This is a genomic window from Limosilactobacillus fastidiosus (assembly GCF_014145505.1).
Lineage (GTDB): Bacteria > Bacillota > Bacilli > Lactobacillales > Lactobacillaceae > Limosilactobacillus > Limosilactobacillus fastidiosus.
In genome coordinates, this window is the sequence record NZ_JACIUZ010000031.1 from 81,071 (window position 1) to 106,919 (window position 25,849).

Here is a 25,849-nt window from a genome sequence, read left to right on the forward strand (position 1 = left end):
GGGAAGAAGCAGATTGCTAGGAATCGGAACCAAAAACATTGGCATCGACCTCGGAACAGCAAACACGATTGTGTATGTTGAAGGCAAGGGAATTGTATTGCGTGAACCATCAGTTGTTGCTCGTAATACCAAGACTAATGAAGTTATTTCTGTAGGTAAGGATGCTCGTGATATGATCGGCCGAACTCCGGGTAGCATTACAGCTATTCGACCAATGAAGGACGGGGTAATTGCTGATTATGATACTACTGTTGCAATGATGAAATACTATATTGAAAAGGCTTTGGGGAATTCTAACGGAAAGCCTTACGTAATGGTATGTGTTCCAAGTGGAATTACCGAAGTTGAGAAACGGGCCGTGATTGATGCTACTCGTGTTGCGGGTGCACGTGACGCTTACGTTATTGAAGAACCTTTTGCTGCCGCAATTGGTGCAGGACTTCCAGTGATGGATCCAACCGGTAGTATGGTTGTTGATATTGGTGGTGGAACTACCGATGTTGCAACTATTTCCTTAGGTGGAATTGTTTCTAGTCGTTCAATTCGAATGGCTGGGGATGAAATGAATGATGCAATTACACAATATGTTCGGCAGAACATGAACTTATTAATCGGTGAGAGAACAGCCGAGAAGATTAAGTGGGATATTGGTTCTGCTTCGGTCGATGCAGCTGCTGAAATGGGTTCGACAGAGGTTCGGGGTCGTGATCTTGTTACTGGATTGCCAAAGACAATGGAAGTTTCTGCTAAGGACGTTTCTGTTGCCTTACAAGATACTGTTAATTCGATCATTGATGCAATTAAAGGCACATTAGAAGAAACTTCTCCAGAAATTGCAGCCGACGTTATTGATCATGGAATAGTCCTCACTGGGGGTGGTGCTTTATTGAAGCATTTGCCTGATGTGATTGCCGATGCTACTAAGGTTCCCGTATTCATTGCAAACGATCCACTTGATTGCGTTGCAACTGGTACTGGTGAATCACTAAAGAGTATCGATGTAATGAAAAAGAAGTAGTAAGTAATGGGATGGGGCTGGTCGCAAAACAATTTGTTTTGTTCAGTCCTTTCTTATTGTTTAATAAAAATGCTGGAGGAATAAAATGCGCAAGTTTTTTTCCAATCGACGACTTGTTATTCTTGTGCTAATTCTGATTGTTTGTTTTGGCTTGATGGCCGGTTCGGTTTCGATGCGTAACCGACGGAATACCCCACCATTGATTCAACAATTCGGTAACGATGTTGTTGGATTTGTGGATAGTATAGTTGCTATTCCAGTAAATGCTGTTCAAAGTGGAGCTAGCTCTGTTGGTCAATTAATAGATACGTATTCTGAAAACCGGGAACTAAAGCAACAGGTAACCGAATTAGCGCAAACCAAGGTTCGTGATCAGACTTTAGCAAAAGAAAATAAAGAACTTAAGCAAGAGTTAAAGCTTAATAAGTCATTAACTGATTACAATACGATCACCGCTTCGGTAATGATGAGGACACCATCATCATGGCAAAAACAACTGATAATTAATAAGGGCCAATCTAATGGAATTAAGAAAAATATGCCTGTAATGAGTGGGAGTGGCTTAATTGGACGAATTAGTGAAGTAAATAAGACCAACAGTAAGGTTGAATTGTTAAGTAATACTAGTGAGTCAGCAAACCGCTTTGCCATAACTATTGATGGTTCAAATGGTCAAACTGTGAACGGGCTTATTACCGACTATAACGCTTCAACAGGTGAATTAGTTATGGGACAAGTTAGTTCTAAGGCTAAGCTGAAGAAAGGCGCAAAGGTAATGACAAGTGGTATGGGAGGTGTAATACCTAAGGGCCTCTATGTTGGTCGCGTAACTCGGATTGGGAAGGACGACTATGGATTAGCCCAAAAGGTATACATAAAACCAGCTGCTAATATGAATGATGTTAATATTGTAACTGTTGCGGAACCTGTTTAATCGAGGTGATTAGATGTATAGATTGTCACGATTAAGGTATATATTTCCGTTAGGTTTATTCATATCATTATTTTTAGATGGTTCTTTGAGTAGCGTTTGGGCAAAGTTCTTCTTTAGTTATCCTTATTCAATGATGAGTGAATTGGTTTTACTTTGGCTGGTACTTTCGTACTACTTTGAAGAAGGCATTGAAATTCCATTGATTCCCTTCGCTGTTTTTGCGGGGATCGTATTTGATGTTTATTTTACCGGTATTTTAGGGTTAGATATATTTCTCTATCCACTAATTGTTGAGCTAACAAAGATTTTATCAAGGTATTTTGATCAATCGTTTTTGACGGTTATTATGATTTTCTTTATTGATATTGTTGTTTTTGTAACATTAACGTACTGGGCATACTCATTAGTAGGAATTACTCACATGAATGTTGGGGACTATCTTGTATATACTTTAGCACCAACGCTCGCTCTTAATTTGGTTTACTTTGTAATTCTTTACTGGCCAATCCAAATGATTTATACATGGGCTTTAAAGCAAAGAAAATCCTAAAAAGGGATTGACAAAGTGAATTATCGAGTGTAGGATACATGACAATATTAAAAAAGCGAAGAACAGACTAGTAAAGGATTAACTGATTCTACAGAGAGTTCGGGATGATGGGAAACGAACGAGTTAGTGATTCTTGAATCACATCTGCAAGTTGATCTGTTGAATTAAGTAGGCAGATCCGGGGTAGCCCGTTACAGCGCGGAGTTTAATTAATGAACTTACTGAGGTTACTTTTGTGAGAAAGTGACAACATGAGGTGGAACCGCGTAAAACGTCCTCATAGTCGAAAGACTGTGAGGGCGTTTTCTTTTTCCTATAGTGAATTAATTAAACTCATGAGGTAGTTGCTGTGAAGTAATTATAAAATGAGGTGGAACCACGACTTGCTCGTCCTCTTAGGCTGACTAATTAGCTTAAGAGGATTTTTTGTTTAACGTTTTTTATTCAAGGAGGTTTTAAAATGTCGCTTAATTACGTATCACAAATCTTGCCTTCACTTATTCAGGGGGCCGGATTAACACTACAGATCTTTTTTTGGACACTAATTGTTTCAATCCCTTTAGGAATTATCGTAAGTCTCGGACTGACTTCAAAAATTAAACCCCTTAAGTGGATCCTTGAGATTTATGTTTGGTTAATGCGGGGAACGCCATTACTTTTACAATTAATTTTTGTTTTTTATGGACTACCAATTATTGGAATTGTATTTGAACGTTATGATGCAGCATTGGTAGCATTTATTCTTAACTATGCGGCCTATTTTGCTGAAATCTTCCGTGGTGGATTTCAATCGGTCAGCGTTGGGCAGTACGAAGCTGCTAAGGTACTGCGGTTGAATTACTGGCAAACGGTTCGAAAAATTATCATCCCTCAAGTTGTTAAAATCGTTATTCCTTCGATTGGAAACGAAGTTATTAACTTAGTAAAGGATTCTTCACTTGTTTACGTGATTGGACTTGGTGACCTTCTTCGCGCAGGAAACATTGCCACTTCTCGAGACGTAACTCTTGTACCCCTTTTACTTGTTGGGTTAATTTACCTGATTCTTGTTGGTATTTGTACGTTAATCTTACGTCAAGTTGAAAAACGTTATTCATATTTTAAGTAAGGAGGAATAGCCGATGTTAGAAGTTAAGAATCTAAAGAAAAGTTTTGGCGATCGGGTAATACTTGATGATATTAACTTGACCGTTAAAGGTGATGAGATCCTTTGCATTGTTGGTCCTTCAGGGGCAGGAAAAACAACTTTGCTCCGTTGTATTACTGGATTAGATACTCCTGATAGTGGTGAATTTCTAATGGACGGCAAACCGTTTGATCCTTCTGGAACGGATGCATCTGACCGGGTAATTGGGGTTGTTTTCCAAGATTTTAACCTTTTTCCTAACCTATCAGTAATGGAAAACATTACATTAGCCCCAATGATGGTTCTTAAGCAGTCGAAATCTGAGGCAATGAAGAAGGCCCAAGAATTATTGGCCAAGTTAGGATTATCAACGAAAGGAAATCTTTATCCTTGGCAATTGTCTGGGGGACAAAAACAACGAGTTGCGATTGCACGTGCTTTAGCAATGAAGCCTAAGATCCTTTGCTATGATGAACCGACCTCAGCACTTGATCCCAATCTTCGTCAAGACGTTGCAAACATCATTCTTTCACTAAAGAAGAGTGGTGTCACTCAATTAGTAGTTACTCACGACTTCGACTTTGCTGAAGAAATTGCCGACGAATTGCTAAAGGTTAACCCGATTGATCAGAGTCAAGATTAAAAGTGGGAGGTGCTCGCTATGCGGAAAATTAAATATTGGCTGGTGCTTCTGATTTTAGTCGTTCCTGCTTTTGTTCTTAGTGGTTGCCAAAGCGTTACTCAACGGGCAAATACTCAGGATACTTGGAACCGAATTGAAAAACGAAAGCGTGTTGTAATTGGATTAGATGATAGTTTTGTTCCAATGGGCTTTCGACAAAAGAATGGTAGACTTGTTGGGTATGATGTTGATTTGGCCCGAGCTGTTTTTAAGCAATACGGAATAAAGGCTGACTTCCAACCTATTGATTGGTCGATGAAGGAAACAGAATTAAAGAATGGGACAATCGATTTACTGTGGAATGGTTACTCGATTAATCCTACACGACGAAAAAAAGTTGCGTTTAGTCGTCCGTACTTAAAGAATGAGCAAATCTTAGTTACGAAAAAGGCTTCTAATATTCTGGATTTTGCTGATATGAAGGGTAAATCTTTAGGGGTTCAAAATGGTTCGACGGGGTTAACAGCGTTGGATGAACGCCCCAAGGTTCTGAAAGATTTAATTAAGAATAAGAAACCAATTCTCTATGATACTTTTCCGGATGCCTTCATTGATTTAAATGCTAATCGAATTCAAGGAATTTTAATGGATCAAGTTTATGCCAACTACTATATTAAGCACCAAAAGGATAGCTCTTCATACCGAACCTATACAAGTAAGACCCTTCCGGTTGAATATTATGCTGTTGGAATGCGAAAAGGGGATAAGACCTTGCGACAAAAAATTAATGCTGGTCTAGGCCGACTACAGAAAAACGGTGAGTTAAGAAAAATTAATCAGAAGTGGTTTGGTACTAATAGTAATTACTTAGGTGCGGATTAGAAAATATTAAATTATAAAAATGACTCCTGACACTTTAAGAGTGCTAAGAGCCATTTTTTATCTATAAGAATTTAATTTTTACCAAAGTTTGTAATTTAGCACGGGATAAAGTATCATTAATCAGTATGATTTGATTTCGAGATGTAATTTAATTACATTGGGGAAGGGAGATATATCAGTGGATTATCGTCTTGCTAAAGGTGTCGATCTACATGTTATTCCGACAGAGCAGTTTAAGATGACCCATATCTTAATTGACTTTGCGACACCACAGACAACTACGAATACCACAGCAAGGAACCTCCTTGCTAATCTGTTAGAAACAAGCACTCATCTTTACCCGACGCAAACTGCCCTTGCTCGGCAAATGGCTAAGCTATATGGTGCATTTGCTTCGCTTGGAGTTGGTCGAGTTGGACGTTTGCATACCGTTCGCTTACGGTCAAGTTTTATTAATAATCACTTGGCACAAAAAGATTTATTTGCACAGGTAACTGAATTAATTAATCAAATCCTGTTTCATCCGTTAATTGATGATGAAGAATTTGATAGTCCAACATTTCGTCTTCAGGTAAATAACCTTACTAGTTCAATCAAGGCGCTGTATGATGACAAGCAATTTTATGCTAATCAACAATTACTAAAGTTGTATTATAATTCTGATTCAGTTATGCAGGTGCCAAGTTTTGGAAGAATTTCTGATCTTGATTATTGTACGCCAGCAAGCTTGGTACGGACATATGAAAAGATGATTAATCAGGATAAAGTAGATATATTCGTTCTGGGAAATGTTGAGCCGGAAAAGGTATATTTAGCAATTCGCCAGTTACCATTTGTGGATCGTGATCCGTTTCTTCCAGAAACACCCTTTTATTTTCAAGAGCCTCATGAAGAGGTGTTTAATAAAAAAGAACAGCAACGGGTTAATCAGGCTAAACTGGATTTAGGGTATAGTCTACCGATTTATTATCGTGATCCGTTATACGCGGCTGCGTTAGTTTTTAATGGCCTTTTTGGTGGAACTCCTTATTCAAAGCTCTTTACTAATGTTCGGGAAAAAGCCGGGCTAGCATACTATGCTTCTAGTCGCTTGGCTCCTTTTTCTGGATTAGTTAATGTGCAAACTGGTATTCAACCAGCTGATTATCAAACTACTCTGGAAATGATTCAAGAACAGGTAGCCGAACTCCAGGCAGGAAATTTTGCTACAGAAGTAATGCGTGAGGTTCAAGATGCATTGATTAATCAGCATTATGCGGGATTTGACTTGGCAAATAATATACTAGAGCATCACTTGGTTAACCAGTTACTTTCATTGCCAGAACAAGTTGATTTTGCACAGCAGGTTAACCGAGTAACTAAGGATGATGTGACCAAAGTTGCGTCAATGATTAAACTACAAGCAAGCTATTTATTGAGTGGTGAGAAATAAAACTATATGAGTAAAGAAGTTTATGAAGAATTTAATCAGCCAATTTACCGACAACAACTAGCGAATGGCTTGACACTCCAGATGATGCCGATGACTGGATACCATAAGACATATGCAAGTTATACTACTGATTTTGGCTCAATTGATAATTACTTTGTTCCATATGGTAAACAGGATCCCATTAAAGTCCCTGATGGGATTGCCCATTTTTTGGAACATAAGATGTTTGAGAAATCTGATCATGATGCATTTGATTTATTTGGGAAACTTGGTGCTGACTCAAATGCCTTTACCAGTTTCACCCAAACGAGTTATCTTTTTTCAACTACAAGTCATGTTCACGAAAGCTTGGATGTTCTCTTAGATTTTGTTCAGGAACCATATTTTACCGAACAGACGGTGAATAAGGAACAAGGAATTATTGGTCAGGAAATTAAGATGTACGAAGATGATGCATCTTGGCGACTATATCTTGGGATCCTGGGGAATCTTTATCCACATGATCCAATGCATATTGATATAGCAGGGACAGTAGAAAGTATCAGTAAGATTACTCCTGAATACTTGATGGAGACATATAAGACATTTTATCAACCAAGTAACATGAACTTAGTTTTAGCTGGTAACTTGAATCCTGATGAAATCGTTAATTGGGTAACCCAAAACCAAAATCAACGCCAATTCTTACCCGCAATTAAGCCAAATCGGATTTTTAATCTTAATGATCCAACGGCCCATGATGTAATTCCATTTAGATCGTTGACCATGGATGTTGCTCGACCAAAAGTGATTGTTGGGTTACGAGGAATTGAGATGCCTGGGGATGGCCGGGAACGGTTGCGTTATAAGTTAGCAATTGATTTATTACTGGACGTCCTTTTTGATGATACATCGGATAATTACCTTCGCTTGTACAACAATGAAATTCTTGATGATTCATTTGCTTATAATTTAGAAATGCAGCGTGATTTTTACTTTGCCTATTTCAGTTCTGATACCGATCAGATGGAACGATTTGCGGACGAAGTAATTGCTATTTTAGAAAGTGCTGATCAACAGATTGATGCTGCAAGAACACGGTTTAATGAGATAAAAAATGCAGAAATTGGTCGGTTAACGGGTTTGCTGGATTCACCAGAAGCGGTTGCTAATCATTATGGGGGAAAGTTCTTTGACGGGGCTAATTTGATGGATGAAATTCGGGAGCTACGTTTAATTAACCTAGATGATCTCTATGATGTTGCGAAGCGATTCATTGTTTCTCAAGGAATTTCTGTATTCCAAATTATTCCGCAACACCGTTAATTCAAGATTTTCTTAATAATTGGTAACGAAATGCCATGCTATAATTAACAGGTAGGATTAAAATTCAGAGATGGAGATATCACAATGAGTGAAAACGATAATGAACAACGAATCGAAATTGGGAAGAAATTACGTGATGCTCGACAGGCAAAGGGCTATACGTTAGATGACTTGCAACAATTAACTAAAATTCAAAAGCGGTATTTAATTGCAATTGAAGACGAAAAGTTTGATGAGTTACCAGGTGACTTTTACGTTCGGGCATTTATTAAACAATACGCAGATACTGTTGGGCTTGATGGCAATGAGTTACTAAAAGAATTTAATGAACAATTACCGCAGGCTAAAACAAAAGAATATTCTGAGCATATTAGTCAGGCAGTGGAGACACGAGCTAACCGTCGGAAAACAGTCAGTCAAGGTGTCAGCAAGGTTCGCCAGTATCTGCCAACCATTATTATTGCCTGTGTAATTGTGATTATTTTGGCAGCAATTTGGGTGACCGCAATTGTGCGTGGCCATCAAGACGCTTCCACGAAGATTGACAACAGTTCTGTTTCAGTTTCTGGTGAAAGCCGGAAAAAGAGCAGTAGTTCTGTAAAGAAAGATTCTACTAAATCGCTAAAGAGTTCTGCAATCAAATTAACAGAAACTAATCGGAATAATAATAGTGTTACTTATAATGCTGCTTCACTGAAGCAAGACACAAAATTACAGATTAAGACAAGTGAACGGGCATGGAATAGTGTGACTAGTGATGGAACGAGTGCCTTAAGTCGAACGATGGATGCTAACTCAACGGCCAATGTAACCATTAAGCGCACTGCTAATACTGTTGTAATTACGGTTGGAAATGCTTCAGTAACGAGTTTAAATCTCGGTAATAAAAAGATTAACTTTACTGATAATGGTCGCTACAATAATACTCGGACAGTTACGATTCACTTTGGTAATTCTTCTAGTTCGGCGGTTTTTAGTAGTGCATCCGCTACTCGAACAACAACTACTAACAACCAACGGACTGCTACTCAGACAACGAGAACAAACGAAACAAACCAGAATACAACGACTCCAGTTCGTTCAACCAATGCTTCTGCTTCAAACCAGGGGCAAAATCAAAGTCGGTCACAAACCCAACAAACACAGACTAACCAAACGCAATCACGTTAATGGTTATGAGGAGGAAGTAATTTGAATTTACCTAATAAATTAACAGTTGTACGTTTAATCATCATTCCTTTTTTCTTATTGTTAATGGTTTTACCATTGCAATCGTGGGGGACCATTAGCTTCTGGGAAGCAACAATTCCGGTTTCTCAATTTATTGCAGCAATCTTGTTTATTGTGGCAACCTTGACCGATAATTTAGACGGTCGAATTGCACGAAAGCATCATTTAGTAACTAATTTTGGTAAGTTTACCGATCCATTAGCAGATAAACTGTTAGTAATGACAGCGTTTATTGTCTTGACTGGAAATCAAGTAGTTCCGGCATGGGTAACCTCAATCATTATCTGGCGAGAACTATCTGTTACTGGTTTGCGGCTCTTGTTGGTAGAACAAGATGGAGTTGTTTTGGCTGCTAAAATGCCAGGAAAGATTAAGACGACTACTCAGTTCATTGCGATTATTTTCTTGTTACTTAATAACGTTATTTTTGCAATTTGGGGAATACCGTTTGGACAAATCATGCTGTATGTTTGCCTAATCTTCACTGTTTACTCTGGTATTGATTACTTTATTCAAGGTAGAGATGTCTTTTCAGATGGTTTTAAATAAAATGAAGAGAGTGCTTGGAGTCAATAATGGCTCTTAGCACTCTCTTCGTTTTATTTTTCTGAAGGAATTGTAGCTATTTTGGCAAGAAATATTCATTTTAAATTTTGAATATGATAATATTTGCCTGTACCTTAAAAAGGTGCAATGTTTATTATAGGAGATGAAATTATGCTTTCATTTTTAAAGCCGGCTCCTGATGCTAAGGTTAAGGTTCCAAAGGATAAAATTGCGACCGTCTATAAGTGGCGTCAGGTTGGTGTATTATTGTCAATCTGTATCGGTTACATTGGCTATTATGTTATTCGTCTTATTTTTACAACCGAGCAGAATGATATTATGAAGCAGTATGGCTTTACCACTGCTGATATTGGGATGGTCCTTTCATGTTTTGGTGTCGGTTATGGTATTTCTAAGTTATTCATGGGGGCACTTAGTGATAAGAGTAACCCAAATCACTACTTAGCAACTGGTTTAATTATTTCAGCAATTTTGAACTTCGGTTTAGGAGCCACGAGAAACCTTTATGTAATGATGTTCCTAATGTTGGTAATGTCAATTGCGCAAGGCATGGGGGCTGCTGCTTGTCAGCGGATTGTTCAACTATGGTGGGGAAAGAAACACCGTGGGGCAATCTACTCTATTTGGTCATCCGCTCATAATGCTGGTGCCTTTGTCTGTGTTGCCGTTGTTCAATTAGCAACTTTCATGTTTTCGGGTTCAATTCCTGCAGTATTCTACACTGCATCAGTTGTATCATTGATCATTGCAGCTTTTGTGTTAATTTGTGGAGCTGATCGTCCTACTACTGTTGGGCTTCCAAGTATTTCTCAATATATGGGTGATGAAGTTGTGCTTGAAAATGGGAAGGCTTCTTCTTCAGAATTGACGAGCTTAACTTTGCCACAAATCTTTGTAAAATACATTTTAACTAATAAGGTTGTTTGGGCGATTACATTGACTTCGATGTCTCTTTACCTAGTTCGTTATGGGGTAATGAGTTGGATCCCTAGTTTCTTGGTTCAATCTAAGGGCTTTAGTCCATCGTTTGCTAAGTGGTTAGTCGGAATTTTTGAGTTAGCGGCTGTTCCCGGCGTAATTATTATGGGTGTAATCTCTGACTTTCTGAAAGATCGTCGGGCAATTGTCTGCATTGCTTGTGTAATTTTACTATTTATCTGTTTGACAACCTACTTCTTTAGCACTAGTCACGTTTTAATTGTTACTGTTCTTTTTATCATGGGAACATTAATTTATGCACCATTAACTTTGGTTGGATTAATGGTAAATGAAGCCGTTCCCAAGTTTGCTGTTGGTTCATCAACAGGATTTATGGGCTTCTTTCAGTATATCTTTGGTGAAACCTTAGCAACTGCCTTAATTGGTGTTTTGGTTTCCAAGTATGGTTGGTTGGCAAGTAATATTGTTCTTTATTCCGCAGCAACTCTTGCGTTATTGTTATTAATTTATATTATGTTTAATGAAAATCGAACTGCAAAGCTTGCTAAAGAAGAAGGCATAAAAGAATAAAAACTTGTTAATGCTATTTTATTTTGGGCACTAGTTTCAATTGGTATTGAATACTAGGCCCTTTTTAGATCAAGTCTTATATTAATAGGGGATTAGTTATATGATTAATCTAGGATTCAGAAAAATAAAAAGTAGGATTAGATAATTTTTACGTTATTAATACTTGGAGGCAAAAAACATGAATGCAGAAATTATTTCGGTTGGTGATGAGCTCCAACGTGGTGAAATTACTAATACTAATTCAGCGTTCCTAGCAAAAAAGTTGAATTCTTTAGGAATTATTGTAAAGTCACAAGTAACTGTCGGTGATGATCCAGATGTTATTATTAGCAGTGTTCATGAGGGAAAGAGGCAAGCTGATTTGATCTTTGTTTGTGGTGGCTTAGGACCGACTGCAGATGATGTTACCTTATCAGCGGTTGCGAAAGCGCTTGACATGCCATTAAGAACTGATATCTCGACATGGCAGCATCTTTTGACGATTTTTGTTCAACGCCAAATCGATGTTCAACCAGAAAATAAACGTCAGGCTCAATATGTTGGAAAATTAATCCCTAATTTACGGGGATTAGCTTTAGGAAGTTGGGTTAGGCTGGGAAAGCAACGCGTCATTATTCTTCCAGGTCCTCCTTCTGAATTTCAAGCGATGGTGGAACAAGAAGTGATTCCCATGATTATTAAAGAATTTAATATCCAAAAGACAATTAAAACCCGAGCACTTCATTTTTTGGGGAGACCTGAGTCCAATTTAATGAATGATTTAACACCGGTGATGAAAGCCTATCCTAACGTGATGATTACTTCATATGTCAAGCCGACAAACATTGAACTCCGGTTAACTAGTTTTGCGAATAAGCAAGCAGATATTAATGCTGAATTTGATTTAGTAACTAAGATGATTCTCGAAAAAGAAAACGAATATTACTTAGGAATGGGAAATGATTTTAGCCTAGCAAGCAAAGTGGTTAGCTTACTTAAGCAACAAAAATTAAAAATTACTGGAGCTGAAAGTCTAACTGGAGGCCTCTTTCAGAGTACGATTTGTTCAGTTCCTGGTGCTTCAGAAATCTTTGATGGGGGATTTATCATCTATGCTGCATCAGCAAAGGTTAAACTGTTAGGGATCAACCCTACGTTAATTGAACATAATGGGGTGGTAAGCAGGGCTACTGCTGAAGCAATGGCTGAATACTCTCGTGAAAGACTTGATGCTGACATTGGACTTGGCTTTACCGGAGTTGCAGGTCCAGATAGTTTAGAAGGAAATCCAGCTGGAACGGTTTGGCTTGGGTTAGCCCGTAAAGGGAAAAAGCCTATTTCAAAACGATTAAGGCTGGCTGGATATTTAGGGCGCCAAGAGATTCGCTTGTTAAGTGTTCAGTATGGTCTACAAATGGTGTTACGAGAATTAGAAAGTAATCGAACCATTGTTCGCTAAAATCCTTGTTTTTTTGTCCAAAACTGTTATGATTATTAACGGATATTCCGTTTCAAAGGAGGAATTAATTTGGCTGATCAACGAAAAGCAGCACTTGATGTCGCAATTCGTAAGATTGAAAAGAATTTTGGTAAAGGTTCCATCATGCGGATGGGTGACGCAGCCGATATGAAGGTTGCGACGGTATCAAGTGGCTCATTAGCAATTGACAAGGCCCTGGGGGTAGGAGGTTACCCTCGTGGCCGAATTGTTGAAATTTATGGTCCTGAAAGTTCAGGGAAAACAACTGTTGCATTACAAGCAGTGGCTGAAGTTCAGCGCCAGGGTGGTACAGCAGCTTATATTGATGCTGAAAATGCTCTTGATCCCCAATACGCAGAAGCATTAGGGGTTAATGTAGATGACCTGCTTCTTTCTCAGCCTGATACGGGTGAAGAAGGGCTGGAAATCGCTGATGCGTTAATTTCAAGTGGAGCAGTAGATTTAGTTGTTGTTGATTCAGTTGCTGCCCTTGTACCACGTGCCGAAATTGAAGGTGAGATGGGGGATGCCCACGTCGGCCTTCAAGCGCGGTTAATGTCACAAGCATTGCGGAAGCTTTCTGGAGAAATCAATAAGACAAAGACGATTGCAATTTTTATTAACCAAATTCGTGAAAAAGTTGGGGTAATGTTTGGTAACCCTGAAACGACTACTGGTGGTCGGGCATTAAAGTTCTATTCAACTATTCGGATGGAAATTCGTCGTTCTGAACAAATTAAGAACGGTACAAATGTTATTGGTAATCGAACTAAGATCAAGATTGTTAAAAATAAGGTTGCTCCACCATTCAAGCGTGCGGAAGTGGACATCATGTATGGTGAAGGAATTTCTAAGACCGGTGAACTGCTTGATATGGCGGTTGATAAGGACCTTGTTAATAAATCTGGTGCTTGGTATTCATATGGAGACGAACGGATTGGTCAAGGCCGTGAAAATGCAAAGAAATGGTTAGCAGAACACCCTGATAGTATGGCAGAACTAATGAATAAAGTTCGTGAGGCTTATGGAATGGAGCCATTGAAGGGTACTAATAACGATAAAGATAAGAATGAAAAGCAAGATTCTAAAACTGGTTCTAAGCAAGAAACCATTGAAGAAGCAAGTAAAAAGTAAAGATTTTAAAATTTTAGGTGGGAAATTACTAAATTGGTAGTTCTCCACCTTTTAATTATTAAAAGAGTGGTTGACACTAATTAATGGCAAGCTTAAAATTTAACTTGTGTGATATTTAATTTATCATACGGTTAAATTAAACTAATTAATTGAACCAATAATAAAAATATAGTGAAAGCGGAGGTGAAATGATGGAAGCTTTCGGCTTAGTTTTCGCCGCGCTTACTATGGTTGTCGGTATTATTATTGGATATGCAATTCATAAGGTTTCTGTTGAGAAGCAACTTAAAGCTGCAAACCAAACTGCAGATCAAATTCTTTCCACTGCAAAACAGGACGCAACGACGGCGAAAAAAGAGGCTATTTTAGAAGCTAAGGAAGAAAGCCATCGTTACCGGGAAAGTGTCGAACAAGAATTAAAACAACGGCGAAGTGAGGTTCAAAAGCAAGAGGATCGGCTTTTGCAACGGGAAGCATCATTGGATCGTAAGGATGATGTTTTAGAAAAACGTGAAGATACCGTTGGTAAGCGAGAACACCAACTTGAACATCAAACAAATCAGTTAAAGTTATCCCAAGAAAAGGCTAATTCATTAATTGAACAACGGCAACAAGAATTAGAGAGGGTTGCCCAATTATCCCATGATGAAGCTAAAAAGCAGGTCTTAGAGCAAGTCAAGGAGGAGCTGAAGACTGATCGTGCAATCATGATTCGTGATAGCGAACAGAATGCGGAATTAACTGCTGATAAGACAGCAAAGAAGTTAATTGTCGAAGCAATTCAACGGAGTGCAGCTGATGTTGTTTCCGAAGCTACTGTTTCCGTTGTTAATTTACCAAATGACGATATGAAGGGGAGAATTATTGGTCGTGAAGGTCGTAATATTCGGACCCTTGAAACGTTAACCGGGATTGATTTAATTATTGATGATACTCCTGAAGCTGTTGTGTTAAGTGGATTTGACCCGGTCCGACGTGAAATCGCAAAGATTGCATTGGAGAAGTTGATTCAGGATGGCCGAATCCATCCAGCAAGAATTGAAGAGGCTGTTGATAAGGCTCGTCAGGAAATGGACGCTAATCTCCGGGAAACTGGGGAACAAGCACTCTTTGATCTCGGAATTCACTCGATGCATCCCGACTTGATTAAGACAGTTGGTCGAATGAAGTACCGGACAAGCTATGGTCAAAATGTTCTCGATCATTCTATTGAAGTTGCTAAGTTGGCTGGAATTATGGCCGCTGAGTTAGGTGAAGACACAACTCTTGCTAAGCGTGCCGGTTTATTGCATGATATTGGAAAGGCAATTGACCATGAAGTAGATGGCTCACACGTTGAGCTTGGTGTCGAACTAACTACGAAGTATAAGGAAAACAAGGTAGTTATTAATACGATTGCCTCACACCATGGTGACGTACCAGCTAAATCAGTAATTGCTGCTCTTGTTCAAGCTGCTGATGCTATTTCTGGTGCACGTCCTGGTGCGCGTAGTGAATCACTTGAACAATATATTCAACGATTAAAGAAACTAGAAAGTATTGCAAATGATCATAATGGTGTCGATCATAGTTACGCAATTCAGGCAGGTCGTGAATTACGGGTAATTGTAAAGCCAAAGAAAATATCTGATCTTCAAGCGACTGTTTTATCTCATGACATTAAGCGTGAGATTGAACAAGAACTTGAATATCCTGGACACATTAAGGTAACAGTTATTCGTGAAGTTCGCGCGATCGACTATGCAAAATAAATGTTAGTTAAGGTGTTTTAATATAGGAAAGAGACCGGGGAGGCTCCTGGCCTCTTTCTTTATTTAAAAATAGTTAATACTAAAGTAATAGCTTTATTTGTTTTTCACTTTCTTGCACTTGAATTATGCAAAAAATATAATAAGTAAAGTATAGTTATGCGGAAAAAACGTTATATATTATTGTAAAGAGAAAATTTGCGGGGTGAATTAGGTGGCAAAGAAAATGACGCCAATGATGGAACAGTACCAAAAAGTTAAGGATCAGTATCCAGACGCGTTTTTATTTTACCGTTTAGGGGATTTTTATGAACTATTTAACGATGATGCTGTTAAAGGTGCACAGTTACTTGAATTAACACTGACAACAAGGAATCATAGTGCGAAGAACCCGATTCCAATGTGTGGGGTTCCACATCGAGCAGTTAATAGCTATGTAGATGTCCTGATTGATAAGGGATATAAGGTTGCAATTTGTGAACAAATGGAAGATCCAAAAAAGGCTAAGGGAATGGTTAAGCGGGCGGTTACTCGGTTAATTACCCCAGGAACCCAAATGGATTTAAATGGTGATCAAGCAAAGAGCAATAACTACTTAGCGGGAATTATTCGTCAAAATAGTCACTACTATTTGGCATATACGGACTTATCAACCGGTGAATTAAAGACTACTGATTTTTCAAGTGAGAATGAAACAATTAATGAGTTAATTAACTTGCAGAGTCGGGAAGTGGTTGTTGATGATTCAGTTGAAGCTGATTTTAAACAACAATTAACTAAGCATAACATTCTTCAATCCCACCAACCAGATATTGTTAAGGGGGCTGAAGTGAGTTATTTAATTCAGGATTTAACTGATAAAGGACAGCAAGCCGTTGTCTCACTTTTGGTTTCTTACCTGTTGACAACCCAAAAACGGTCACTTGCTCACTTACAAAAAGCGATTTCTTACCGGCCGAGTTCCTTTATGAAAATTGATCATTATTCTAAAACGAACCTTGAATTAATGACCAATATGAGAAGTGGTAAGCGTCAAGGAACATTAGCCTGGTTGCTTGATGAAACTAAAACGGCAATGGGGAGTCGACTTTTAAAGCGATGGCTTGATCGACCGCTCATTGATCCTAAACAAATTAGTGCCCGTCAGGATAAAGTTCAGGAACTTCTCGAACACTATTTTGAACGGAATAATATCCAGCAAGAATTAATTAAAGTATATGATTTAGAGCGCCTTGCGGGACGTGTAGCATACGGAAGCGTTAATGGACGTGATCTGATTCAGCTTAAGACATCGTTACTCCAAGTTCCAAAGATTAAGTATACTTTAGAAACGCTTGATGCACCTGCATTTGTTGATTTGGAAAAACAACTGGATCCACTAACTGATGTTGCATCATTGATTAATAAATCGATTGTGGATGATCCCCCAATTAGTGTCACTGAAGGGGGAGTAATTAAGGATGGTTATGATAAACAACTTGACGAATATCGGGATGCAATGAATAACGGTAAGCAGTGGATTGCTGATTTGCAGGAGCAAGAGCGTAAAGTAACTGGGATTAATAATCTCAAGATTGGGTATAACCATGTCTTTGGTTATTACATTGAAGTAACCAAGGTTAATCTCAGTAAGATTCCTCGTGACCGTTATGAACGAAAGCAAACCTTAGTAAATGCGGAACGGTTCTCAACTCCCGAATTAAAAGAAAAGGAAGCATTGATTTTAGGCGCTCAGGAGAAGTCAACTGCGCTTGAATACGATGTTTTTGTTAAAATTCGAGAGAAAGTTAAAAAGCAAATTAAACGTTTGCAAAGCCTAGCCAAAGCATTATCTGAATTAGATGTCTTACAAAGTTTTGCAGTAGTTAGTGAAGATTACCATTTTGTTCGTCCATCAATGAATACGGGGCATGTGTTAAAGATTAAGGATGGCCGTCATCCCGTTGTCGAAAAATTTATGGGGCATCAGGAATATGTACCTAATGACGTTTTAATGGATAATTCTACTGATATTCTCTTAATTACTGGTCCTAATATGTCTGGTAAGAGTACTTATATGCGTCAATTGGCATTGACTGCGGTGATGGCACAGATGGGATGCTTTGTCCCTGCTGAGCGTGCGGAATTGCCGATTTTTGATCAGATTTTTACTCGGATTGGGGCAGCGGATGATTTAATTTCCGGGGAAAGTACCTTTATGGTTGAAATGATGGAAGCAAATAATGCTTTAGTCCATGCGACGGATCGAAGCTTAATCCTATTCGACGAAATTGGTCGGGGGACTGCGACCTATGACGGAATGGCACTTGCTCAAGCGATTATTGAATATATCCACGAGCATTTACGAGCAAAGACACTTTTCTCCACTCACTACCATGAATTAACTGCTCTTGAAGCAACCCTACCACGATTAAAAAATGTCCATGTTGGGGCGACTGAAAAAAATGGGGAATTGGTCTTTCTTCATAAGGTTAGCGCTGGTCCTGCTGATAAATCATACGGGATTCACGTGGCTAAATTAGCAGGGATGCCAGATAAGTTGCTCAAACGGGCTGACCAAATCCTTAGTTCGTTAGAAAAGAAAGATGTAAAATTACCAACGATTTCTTCAAGGGGTGCTCAGCAGACAGAACCAAATAAGGTTAAGGAAAAGACTGCTCAGTTACTGAAGCCGACGGTAACTGAAGAGCCATTAGTTGATCTAAATGGCCAAATGGAACTATTCAACACCCCTAAACCAAAGCTAAAGGATCCGGCTGCGACTAAGATTATTAAACAGCTAAAGAACCTTAACTTAATGGGGATGACACCAATGGATGTGATGAACCAGATCTATCAATGGCAGCAAAAGTTAAAGTAAGGTGACGTAGATGGGAAAAATCCATGAATTAACAGATGTTTTAGCAGATCAAATTGCCGCCGGTGAAGTGATTGAACGCCCTGCATCGATTGTTAAAGAGTTAGTAGAAAATTCTTTGGATGCTGATAGCAAGAGAATTGATATTATTGTTGAGAATTCTGGACTAGATAGCATAAGGGTAATTGATGATGGCTCGGGGATCGCTTCTGATGACGTAAAAATAGCGTTTAAACGTCATGCTACCAGTAAGATTGCGACGCGACGGGATCTTTTTAAGGTAAAAACAATGGGCTTTCGTGGTGAAGCTTTACCAAGTATTGCTTCTGTGGCTGATATTACTTTAACGACAGCAACTTCAGAAAGTACCAGTGGTTCTTTAATCCATATTCATGGAGGCGAATTAGTTGATTTAAAACCAGGACCGGCACGTCAGGGAACTGATGTAGTCGTTCGTGAATTATTTTTTAATACTCCAGCTCGGTTAAAATACCTAAAATCACCACAGACTGAATTAGCCCGAATTACCGATATTGTAAACCGTTTGGCATTAGCTAATCCCCAAGTAGCATTTAGTCTTACCCATAATAATAAGGAGTTGTTTCGCACCGCAGGAAATGATAATCTTCAACAGGTTGTGGCAGCAATTTATGGAATCCAAGTCGGTAAAAAAATGTTATCATTTGCGGGTGAAGACAATGATTTCCAGATTGATGGGTTAGTATCGTTACCTGAACTTACGCGAGCATCTCGGCAATACATTACAATTACTATTAATCATCGTTATATTCGAAATTTTGAATTGACTAAAGCAATTATCAATGGTTATGAATCAAAGTTAATGGTTGGTCGTTACCCAATTGCTGTTCTTAATATTCAACTTGATCCGGTATTGGTTGACGTCAATGTTCACCCGGCAAAGCGGGAAGTACGGTTAAGCAAGGAACCTGAACTATCAGCCTTAATTGCTAAAGTGATTCGCCAGCGGATATCAACTGAAAATCTTATTCCTGATGTTGACGCTAACCAATTTATTCCCGATAAACCAGATGTGGATAATTTGGAACACCAATTAAGTGAAGCCGCTAAGCAATACACAACTCCAAGCATCGATTTTCATTCTCAGTCCCCTGTTACTGTAATTAATAATGGTGGGCCAGCGGATGCCGATGCTAGTGATAGTATTGTTCGGGAACCCATTGTGATTCACAAAAAGGATGAATTAGCGAGTTTGCCAATGCAGGCATTCGACCAGCGGTATCAGGATGAGGGGATTATATATCCGTTTGGAAGTCCGGATGAACAGGCACCGCAAAAGTCTGTTAAGGCAGAAAATATTGAACTGGATGTCCAAGATAAGAGTGATCAATCTAAGAAGCGTTTTCCAAACTTGCAGTATATTGGTCAATTACAGGGGACCTTCCTGTTAGCGCAGGCGAGTGACGGCTTGTATATTGTTGATCAACATGCGGCACAGGAGCGGATTAATTATGAACGATTCCGAAAAGAGATTGGTGAGGTAAGTAGTGATCAACAGGCCTTTTTAGTACCGTTAGTTCTAAATTATTCAACGGTTGATACAATGACGATCACTCAGCATTTAGATGTGCTTGAGTCAGTTGGTCTTCATCTCGAATCGTTTGGTCCTAATAGTTTTATCCTGCGTTCTCATCCAATCTGGTTTGCGGAGGGGCAAGAAGAAGCAACTGCTAAGGAAATGATTGAATGGTTAATTAATGATGGTAAAATCTCAATCCATGACTTTCGGCAGCGAACTGCAATCATGATGAGTTGTAAACGGGCAATTAAAGCTAATCACCATCTTGATGATCGTGAAGCAAAAGCGCTTTTACAACGGCTGCCAAAATGTGAAAATCCCTTTAATTGTCCTCACGGGCGGCCTGTGACCGTACACTTTAATGATCGGGATCTGGAAAAAATGTTTAAACGGATTCAAGATTCGCATGTTCCGTTTGCTCAAGATTTTGATGAACATGAATTTTAAAAGAGGAGGACAAGAGAATGTATGAATACCTAACAGGACTGGTGACAATTGTTAAGCCACGTTACATTGTAGTAGAAGTAAACGATATTGGTTATCAGTTGCTAGTTGCCAATCCTTATCGTTATCATGTTGATAAGCAAGAGAAAGTGACAGTGTATATTTACCAAGCGGTTCGTGACGATGATATTTCACTTTTTGGGTTTAGTGATGAGGATGAAAAACAACTTTTTTTGCAATTAATTAATGTTTCAGGAATTGGGCCCAAAAGCGCTTTAGCGATTTTGGCTAACCCGGATCATGAGGGATTGATTAATGCAATTGCTAATGATGATGTTAAATATTTAACCAAGTTTCCGGGAATTGGTAAAAAGACCGCTTCACAAATCTGCTTAGACCTTAAGGATAAGATTGAACGATTAACTGTAAGCGAAACGGATCTCTTCAAACCATTATCGACAGATGAACTAGCTACTAACGATGCTTTACAAGATGCTTTAGAAGCATTGACTGCCTTAGGTTATAAGGAACGAGAAGTTAAACGAATTAAGAAAGAATTGGAGAAAAAACCGGTTACTTCTACAGAAGAATACCTTCGTCATGCGTTAAAGTTATTAAATTAAAGGAGGGTGGTTAAAGAATGGCAAACCAGGATGAACATGAAATTGTTTCTGGTAAGACGACAGGAGAGGAAGAGGCAACAATTGAATTAACCCTTCGTCCTCAAACGCTAACTGATTATATTGGTCAAGCAAAAATTAAGCATGAATTAAGCGTATATATTAAGGCAGCTAAAGCACGTGAAGAAGCTTTAGATCATGTCCTCTTATATGGTCCTCCCGGTTTAGGGAAAACGACCTTAGCAATGGTAATCGCCAATGAATTAGGGGTAAACATTAAAACTACGAGTGGACCGGCAATTGAAAAACCAGGTGATTTGGTTGCTTTGTTAAATGAACTAAAACCAGGTGATGTTTTGTTTGTTGATGAAATTCACCGGTTACCAAAAGTGGTTGAAGAAATGCTATATTCTGCAATGGAAGATTACTATATTGATATTGTGATTGGTGAGGGGCCAACCGCTCATCCTGTTCATTTTCCTTTACCGCCATTTACATTGATTGGGGCTACAACCCGCGCTGGGATGTTGTCTGCCCCATTGCGGGATCGTTTTGGAATTGTAGAACACATGAACTACTACAATCAGGATGAACTAACTAAAATTATTTTTCGTTCTGCTAATATCTTCCAAACGAAAATTGAGGATGAAGGTGCCCATGAGTTAGCCCTTCGCTCTCGGGGAACGCCACGAATTGCTAACCGACTATTAAAGCGAGTGCGTGACTTTGCCCAGGTTGCGGGGAAAGGTTCAATTGATTCGGTTAGTGTTCAACGAGCACTTAAATTGCTGCAAGTTGACAATCAAGGACTTGATGAGATTGACCGAAAACTTTTGCTAACCATGATCAACTACTACAATGGTGGGCCAGTTGGGTTAAAAACAATTGCTGCTAATATCGGTGAGGAGAAATCAACGATTGAAGAAATGTATGAGCCATACCTTCTACAGATTGGTTATTTAACCAGAACGGCACGAGGACGAATGGTGACTGCAGCAGCTTATAAGCATTTAGGCTTAGAGTACCCAACAAAGTGAGGTAAGTAATGAGTAAATATTTTGAAATTGAGTGTTCGAAGAATGGGTTGCGGGTCGGAAAGTTGGTACTTGATGATTTACAGTTAACAACGCCATTACTTGTTCATTCAGGAAGGGTAAACCATTACTTGCTTCCCAAACAAGTCTGGGAAACAAATACGCGAGCTTTGTATTATGATCCGGTTATTTTTGCAGAAAAATTGGGTGAAAAGCAGTTAAGGGACCTGCCTAATTTACGTCAATTGTTCGCCTGGAAGGGAGCGTTATTTACGACTTCTGGAGCAGATGAAATAGCTAAATTAGCTAAACCACGAGGATATAAAGCTAATGGTGTTAATTTTCGTTTGCCAAAGGAAGGGCAGCTAATAAGTTTATCTCCCCAAGATTCACTTCAACTACAAGAACAATTAGGAGCAGATATAAGTGAGCAACTTTATCGGGCGGTGGATTATTACTCGCCAATCGATGACTTAACAGCGGGAGTAGCGTTGACTAATCAGTGGACCGCTAGTGATAGTAATTCACTTTTTCCGGTTACTGGTGGGGGATTAAAAGCCCTTCATCGTAAGAGTATCGCTTCACTAGGGGGGTCACGATTATTTGGCTACCGAATTACTCAGACGGAACAAATTGACACGGTTGCGGAGGTAAAACGTAATCTTTTAACGGTTATCAAAATGCTACCATCTGAAAGTCTTCGGGTAACTAAGGTCAAGGCTAGTCTTGAACAGGTAATCGCTGCCCTGCTAGTAGGAGTTGATGTTATTTATTCTGATGTTGCTGTCCATGAGGCAGTAACGGGTAATGCATTGGTAGCTAATGGAAAACGGCTTAACTTTGATCATGCCCGTTTCGCTAATGATTGGGGAGTAATTGATCCAAATTGTGGTTGTTCCGTATGCACAAGTAATTATTCACGGGCGTTCCTTCATTACCTTGCAAAAACTGATTCACCACAATATTTGAATTTGATTTTGGAACATAATTTATTTTGGCTTAATCAATTTATTATTAAGTTTCGTTCCCAGATTAATTGATTTAGGCCACTATTCTCCCTAGGAATGTAGCTTTTTACCGTGTTTTTTGTTACAGTTAAACTTGAAGAATTTTGAAGGGATGGATATTCAGTGAACGGGTTAAACTTTTTAAATCTTGGTGCTGCATCAAGCAGTGCCAGCAGTTATTCTGGAATGATTTTGATCATTCTGATGATTGCTTTAATGTATTTCTTTATGATTCGCCCACAGCAAAAGCAACGAAAGCAACATCAAGATATGATGAGTCAGTTGCATAAGGGTGATGAAGTTGTCACTATTGGTCGGATGCACGGAAAAATTGATTCAATTAATCGTGAAGACCGGACAGTTACTTTGGATTGTGAAGGAATTTACTTAACCTTTGATATGGTTGCGATTGCGCGGGTTGTTAAGCCCGCTACTGATGCAGAAAGTAAGGAAACTAAGGAATCATCTGAAAATACTGCTAGTTCAGATGTAAAAGAAGAACTAGCTGCACCTGATTCTGCTAAGAGTGAAGTACCAGCTTCAAATGCTGATAATGACGAAAAGTAATTGACACGTTTAACAAAACGTGGGACACTTTTAAAGAATGTTATTGCAAGCCTTTTAGTTTGTAATTTCATAGTGGTAATGATTGATTACCATTATTGCTATTGAGTGTTGCATTTTCGCTCATCACGACTGTAAAACAGGAGGGAATTTTAGAATGCAAATTGGATTGATTGGTTTAGGTAAGATGGGGATTCACCTTGCCCAAAACATGATGAACAATGGTAACGATGTTGTTGCCTTTGATTTAAACAAGGATCTTGTTGACGAAGCAGGCTCTTACGGTGCTACTAAGGCTTATACCTTGGAAGAAATGGTTTCTAAGCTTGACAAGCCTCGTACAGTTTGGGTAATGGTTCCTGCTGGTAAGCCAACTGACGAAACTATGGACAAGTTAGCTGAACTACTTGATGCCGATGATGTTGTTATTGATGGTGGTAATACTTTCTGGAAGGATTCTATGCGTCACAACCGCATGTTTACTGAAAAGGGTATTCACTACTTCGACTGCGGTTCCTCCGGTGGTTGGAAGGGTGCCCTTAAAGACGGTAACTTTATGATCGGTGGGGATGATAAGGAAGTCTTTGATGAACGGCTTGCCCCACTTTATGATGGTATCGCTGAAAAGGACGGTTACCTTTACACTGGTAAGGCTGGTTCAGGTCACTACCTTAAGATGGTTCACAACGCTATCGAATATGGTATGATGGAAGCAATTGGTGAAGGTTTTGAAATCCTTGAAGCTTCTGACTTTGATTACGATAACGCTGCTGTTTCTAAGATGTGGAATCATGGTTCAGTTATCCGTTCATGGCTGATGGAATTGGCTCAAGAAGCCTTTGAAAAGGATCCACACCTTGATAAGATTGCTGGGCGGATGCACAGTTCTGGTGAAGCGCACTGGACGTTGATGGATGCAATGGACAAACATGTTCCAGCTCCAGTTATTTACGAAGCATTGAGTGCTCGTTTCCGTTCAATGCAAGATGATAGCTTTGATGGTAAGGTTGTTTCTGCATTGCGGAATGGTTTTGGTGGCCACGCAATGGACAAGGCTAATAAGTAAACTAGTTAAATACTAATAATAAAAAATGATATAAGGTTATTCACGACTTTATATCATTTTTTTCGTTTTTATAGATAGGTTTAGGTATTCATAAATGAGTGCCTAGGCCCATTTTTATATAGTAAACCTAGACTTTTAATAACTTTGTCGGTAGAATTAATGTTTTAATCGAACTGGTTAGCAGTGATATAATTTAAAAAGTATTAAATTAGAAACGGAGATACAACATGGCTGATCAATTAGAAGCAATTCTTGAACAAATAGAAAAATACAACAAGATTATTATCCACCGTCACCAACGTCCCGATCCGGATGCAATTGGTTCTCAGGTTGGTTTAGCTGAGATTATCAAAGCTTCTTTCCCGTATAAGCAAGTTTACATTGTCGGAAAAGATATTCCTGGTCTAGATTGGATTGGACAAATGGATGATATCGAAGGACCAATGTTCGATGATGCATTAGTAATTGTTACAGATACAGCAAATGCTCCACGGATTGATGATCGGCGGTTTGATAATGGTGATGAGTTAATTAAGATTGATCACCACCCGAATGATGAACCATATGGTGACCTAATGTGGGTTGAACCTGAAGCATCAAGTTGTTCGGAAATGATTTATTCCTTTTATCAACACTTTGCAAAGAAATTAAAGTTACCGAAGAAGGCCGCTTCAGCTCTTTATGCGGGAATCATTGGTGATACTGGGCGATTCTTGTATCCTGCAACTACTCCACGAACAATGTTGGTTGCAGGTGCACTAATGGCAGCTGGGGCAGATGCTGCAGCAATTAGCCAACGAGAAAATGAAATTTCAGAACCAGTTGCTCGTTTATCTGCCTATGTTTATGAGAACTTAACGATTAGTGAAAATGGTGTCGCTTATATTGTTTTAGATAATGACACTTTAGCTAAATTTGGAATTGCTGAATCTGGTACATCTGCTGTTGTCTCACTTCCAGGAAGAATCCAAGATGTGCTTGTCTGGGCAATCTTTGTAGAACAGGAAGATGGTCATTTTAGAATTCGGCTACGCTCAAAGGGACCAGTTATTAATGAAGTAGCTAAGCATCATGACGGTGGAGGTCACCCCTTGGCAAGTGGTGCGAAGGCCGCTGATCACGATGAAATTAAACAAGTAGTTGAAGAATTAGATACATTAGTAAGGAAATACCAAAAATAAGG

At 39.0% G+C, this 25,849-nt stretch carries 22 protein-coding genes and 1 other annotated feature; all 22 genes read left to right on the plus strand.

Annotated features, from left to right (window positions below; all coding sequences use genetic code 11):
• Positions 1-13: 13 nt before the first annotated feature.
• The 22 genes from H5R64_RS04605 (at position 14) to H5R64_RS04710 (ending at position 25,847) form a co-directional block, all read left to right on the plus strand.
• Positions 14-1,018: a rod shape-determining protein gene (locus H5R64_RS04605; RefSeq protein ID WP_269448430.1), complete on the plus strand. Its 1,005-nt coding sequence runs from the start codon at positions 14-16 to the stop codon at positions 1,016-1,018.
• 85 nt (positions 1,019-1,103) lie between these two features.
• On the plus strand, positions 1,104-1,952 hold the full coding sequence (mreC, locus tag H5R64_RS04610) for a rod shape-determining protein MreC (RefSeq protein WP_182580595.1): 849 nt from the start codon (positions 1,104-1,106) through the stop codon (positions 1,950-1,952).
• Positions 1,953-1,965: 13 nt separating this feature from the next.
• Complete coding sequence (gene mreD / locus H5R64_RS04615) at positions 1,966-2,502, plus strand: rod shape-determining protein MreD (RefSeq protein ID WP_182580594.1); 537 nt, start codon at positions 1,966-1,968, stop codon at positions 2,500-2,502.
• Positions 2,503-2,551: 49 nt separating this feature from the next.
• Positions 2,552-2,784, plus strand: a binding site (T-box leader).
• A 178-nt stretch (positions 2,785-2,962) separates the two neighbouring features.
• Entirely contained in the window at positions 2,963-3,610 is a 648-nt protein-coding gene (locus H5R64_RS04620; RefSeq protein WP_182580593.1) for an amino acid ABC transporter permease, read from the plus strand.
• 13 nt (positions 3,611-3,623) lie between these two features.
• On the plus strand, positions 3,624-4,271 hold the full coding sequence (locus H5R64_RS04625; protein ID WP_182580592.1) for an amino acid ABC transporter ATP-binding protein: 648 nt from the start codon (positions 3,624-3,626) through the stop codon (positions 4,269-4,271).
• 18 nt (positions 4,272-4,289) lie between these two features.
• A complete protein-coding gene (locus tag H5R64_RS04630; protein WP_182580591.1) occupies positions 4,290-5,132 on the plus strand; it encodes an amino acid ABC transporter substrate-binding protein in 843 nt (280 codons plus the stop codon).
• A 178-nt stretch (positions 5,133-5,310) separates the two neighbouring features.
• A complete protein-coding gene (gene yfmF / locus H5R64_RS04635) occupies positions 5,311-6,564 on the plus strand; it encodes an EF-P 5-aminopentanol modification-associated protein YfmF (RefSeq protein WP_182582949.1) in 1,254 nt (417 codons plus the stop codon).
• 6 nt (positions 6,565-6,570) lie between these two features.
• Complete coding sequence (gene yfmH / locus H5R64_RS04640) at positions 6,571-7,869, plus strand: EF-P 5-aminopentanol modification-associated protein YfmH (protein ID WP_182580589.1); 1,299 nt, start codon at positions 6,571-6,573, stop codon at positions 7,867-7,869.
• A gap of 84 nt (positions 7,870-7,953) precedes the next feature.
• A complete protein-coding gene (locus H5R64_RS04645; RefSeq protein WP_182582951.1) occupies positions 7,954-9,039 on the plus strand; it encodes a helix-turn-helix domain-containing protein in 1,086 nt (361 codons plus the stop codon).
• Positions 9,040-9,060: 21 nt separating this feature from the next.
• Positions 9,061-9,648: a CDP-diacylglycerol--glycerol-3-phosphate 3-phosphatidyltransferase gene (gene pgsA, locus H5R64_RS04650; protein WP_182580587.1), complete on the plus strand. Its 588-nt coding sequence runs from the start codon at positions 9,061-9,063 to the stop codon at positions 9,646-9,648.
• A 168-nt stretch (positions 9,649-9,816) separates the two neighbouring features.
• Entirely contained in the window at positions 9,817-11,175 is a 1,359-nt protein-coding gene (locus H5R64_RS04655) for an MFS transporter (protein ID WP_182582953.1), read from the plus strand.
• A gap of 178 nt (positions 11,176-11,353) precedes the next feature.
• A complete protein-coding gene (locus H5R64_RS04660; protein WP_182580585.1) occupies positions 11,354-12,613 on the plus strand; it encodes a competence/damage-inducible protein A in 1,260 nt (419 codons plus the stop codon).
• 69 nt (positions 12,614-12,682) lie between these two features.
• Positions 12,683-13,768, plus strand: coding sequence for a recombinase RecA (gene recA, locus H5R64_RS04665; RefSeq protein WP_182580584.1), 1,086 nt, complete (start codon positions 12,683-12,685; stop codon positions 13,766-13,768).
• A 191-nt stretch (positions 13,769-13,959) separates the two neighbouring features.
• Positions 13,960-15,519 carry a ribonuclease Y gene (rny, locus tag H5R64_RS04670; RefSeq protein ID WP_182580633.1) on the plus strand — a complete coding sequence of 520 codons (1,560 nt, stop codon included), beginning with the start codon at positions 13,960-13,962 and terminating at the stop codon, positions 15,517-15,519.
• A 211-nt stretch (positions 15,520-15,730) separates the two neighbouring features.
• Positions 15,731-18,376, plus strand: a complete 2,646-nt coding sequence (gene mutS / locus H5R64_RS04675; RefSeq protein ID WP_182582955.1) for a DNA mismatch repair protein MutS — start codon at positions 15,731-15,733, stop codon at positions 18,374-18,376.
• 10 nt (positions 18,377-18,386) lie between these two features.
• On the plus strand, positions 18,387-20,378 hold the full coding sequence (gene mutL / locus H5R64_RS04680) for a DNA mismatch repair endonuclease MutL (RefSeq protein ID WP_182580582.1): 1,992 nt from the start codon (positions 18,387-18,389) through the stop codon (positions 20,376-20,378).
• Positions 20,379-20,395: 17 nt separating this feature from the next.
• A complete protein-coding gene (ruvA, locus tag H5R64_RS04685) occupies positions 20,396-20,998 on the plus strand; it encodes a Holliday junction branch migration protein RuvA (protein ID WP_182582957.1) in 603 nt (200 codons plus the stop codon).
• Between the two features lie 17 nt (positions 20,999-21,015).
• A complete protein-coding gene (gene ruvB, locus H5R64_RS04690) occupies positions 21,016-22,032 on the plus strand; it encodes a Holliday junction branch migration DNA helicase RuvB (RefSeq protein ID WP_182580580.1) in 1,017 nt (338 codons plus the stop codon).
• Positions 22,033-22,040: 8 nt separating this feature from the next.
• Positions 22,041-23,069, plus strand: coding sequence for a tRNA-guanine transglycosylase (locus H5R64_RS04695; RefSeq protein ID WP_182582959.1), 1,029 nt, complete (start codon positions 22,041-22,043; stop codon positions 23,067-23,069).
• 90 nt (positions 23,070-23,159) lie between these two features.
• Positions 23,160-23,603: a preprotein translocase subunit YajC gene (gene yajC, locus H5R64_RS04700; RefSeq protein WP_182580578.1), complete on the plus strand. Its 444-nt coding sequence runs from the start codon at positions 23,160-23,162 to the stop codon at positions 23,601-23,603.
• A 154-nt stretch (positions 23,604-23,757) separates the two neighbouring features.
• Positions 23,758-24,666, plus strand: a complete 909-nt coding sequence (gene gnd, locus H5R64_RS04705) for a phosphogluconate dehydrogenase (NAD(+)-dependent, decarboxylating) (protein WP_182580577.1) — start codon at positions 23,758-23,760, stop codon at positions 24,664-24,666.
• Between the two features lie 227 nt (positions 24,667-24,893).
• The gene (locus H5R64_RS04710) at positions 24,894-25,847 is read left to right on the plus strand and encodes a DHH family phosphoesterase (protein ID WP_182580576.1); all 954 of its coding nucleotides are present in this window, start codon (positions 24,894-24,896) and stop codon (positions 25,845-25,847) included.
• Positions 25,848-25,849 lie beyond the last annotated feature (2 nt).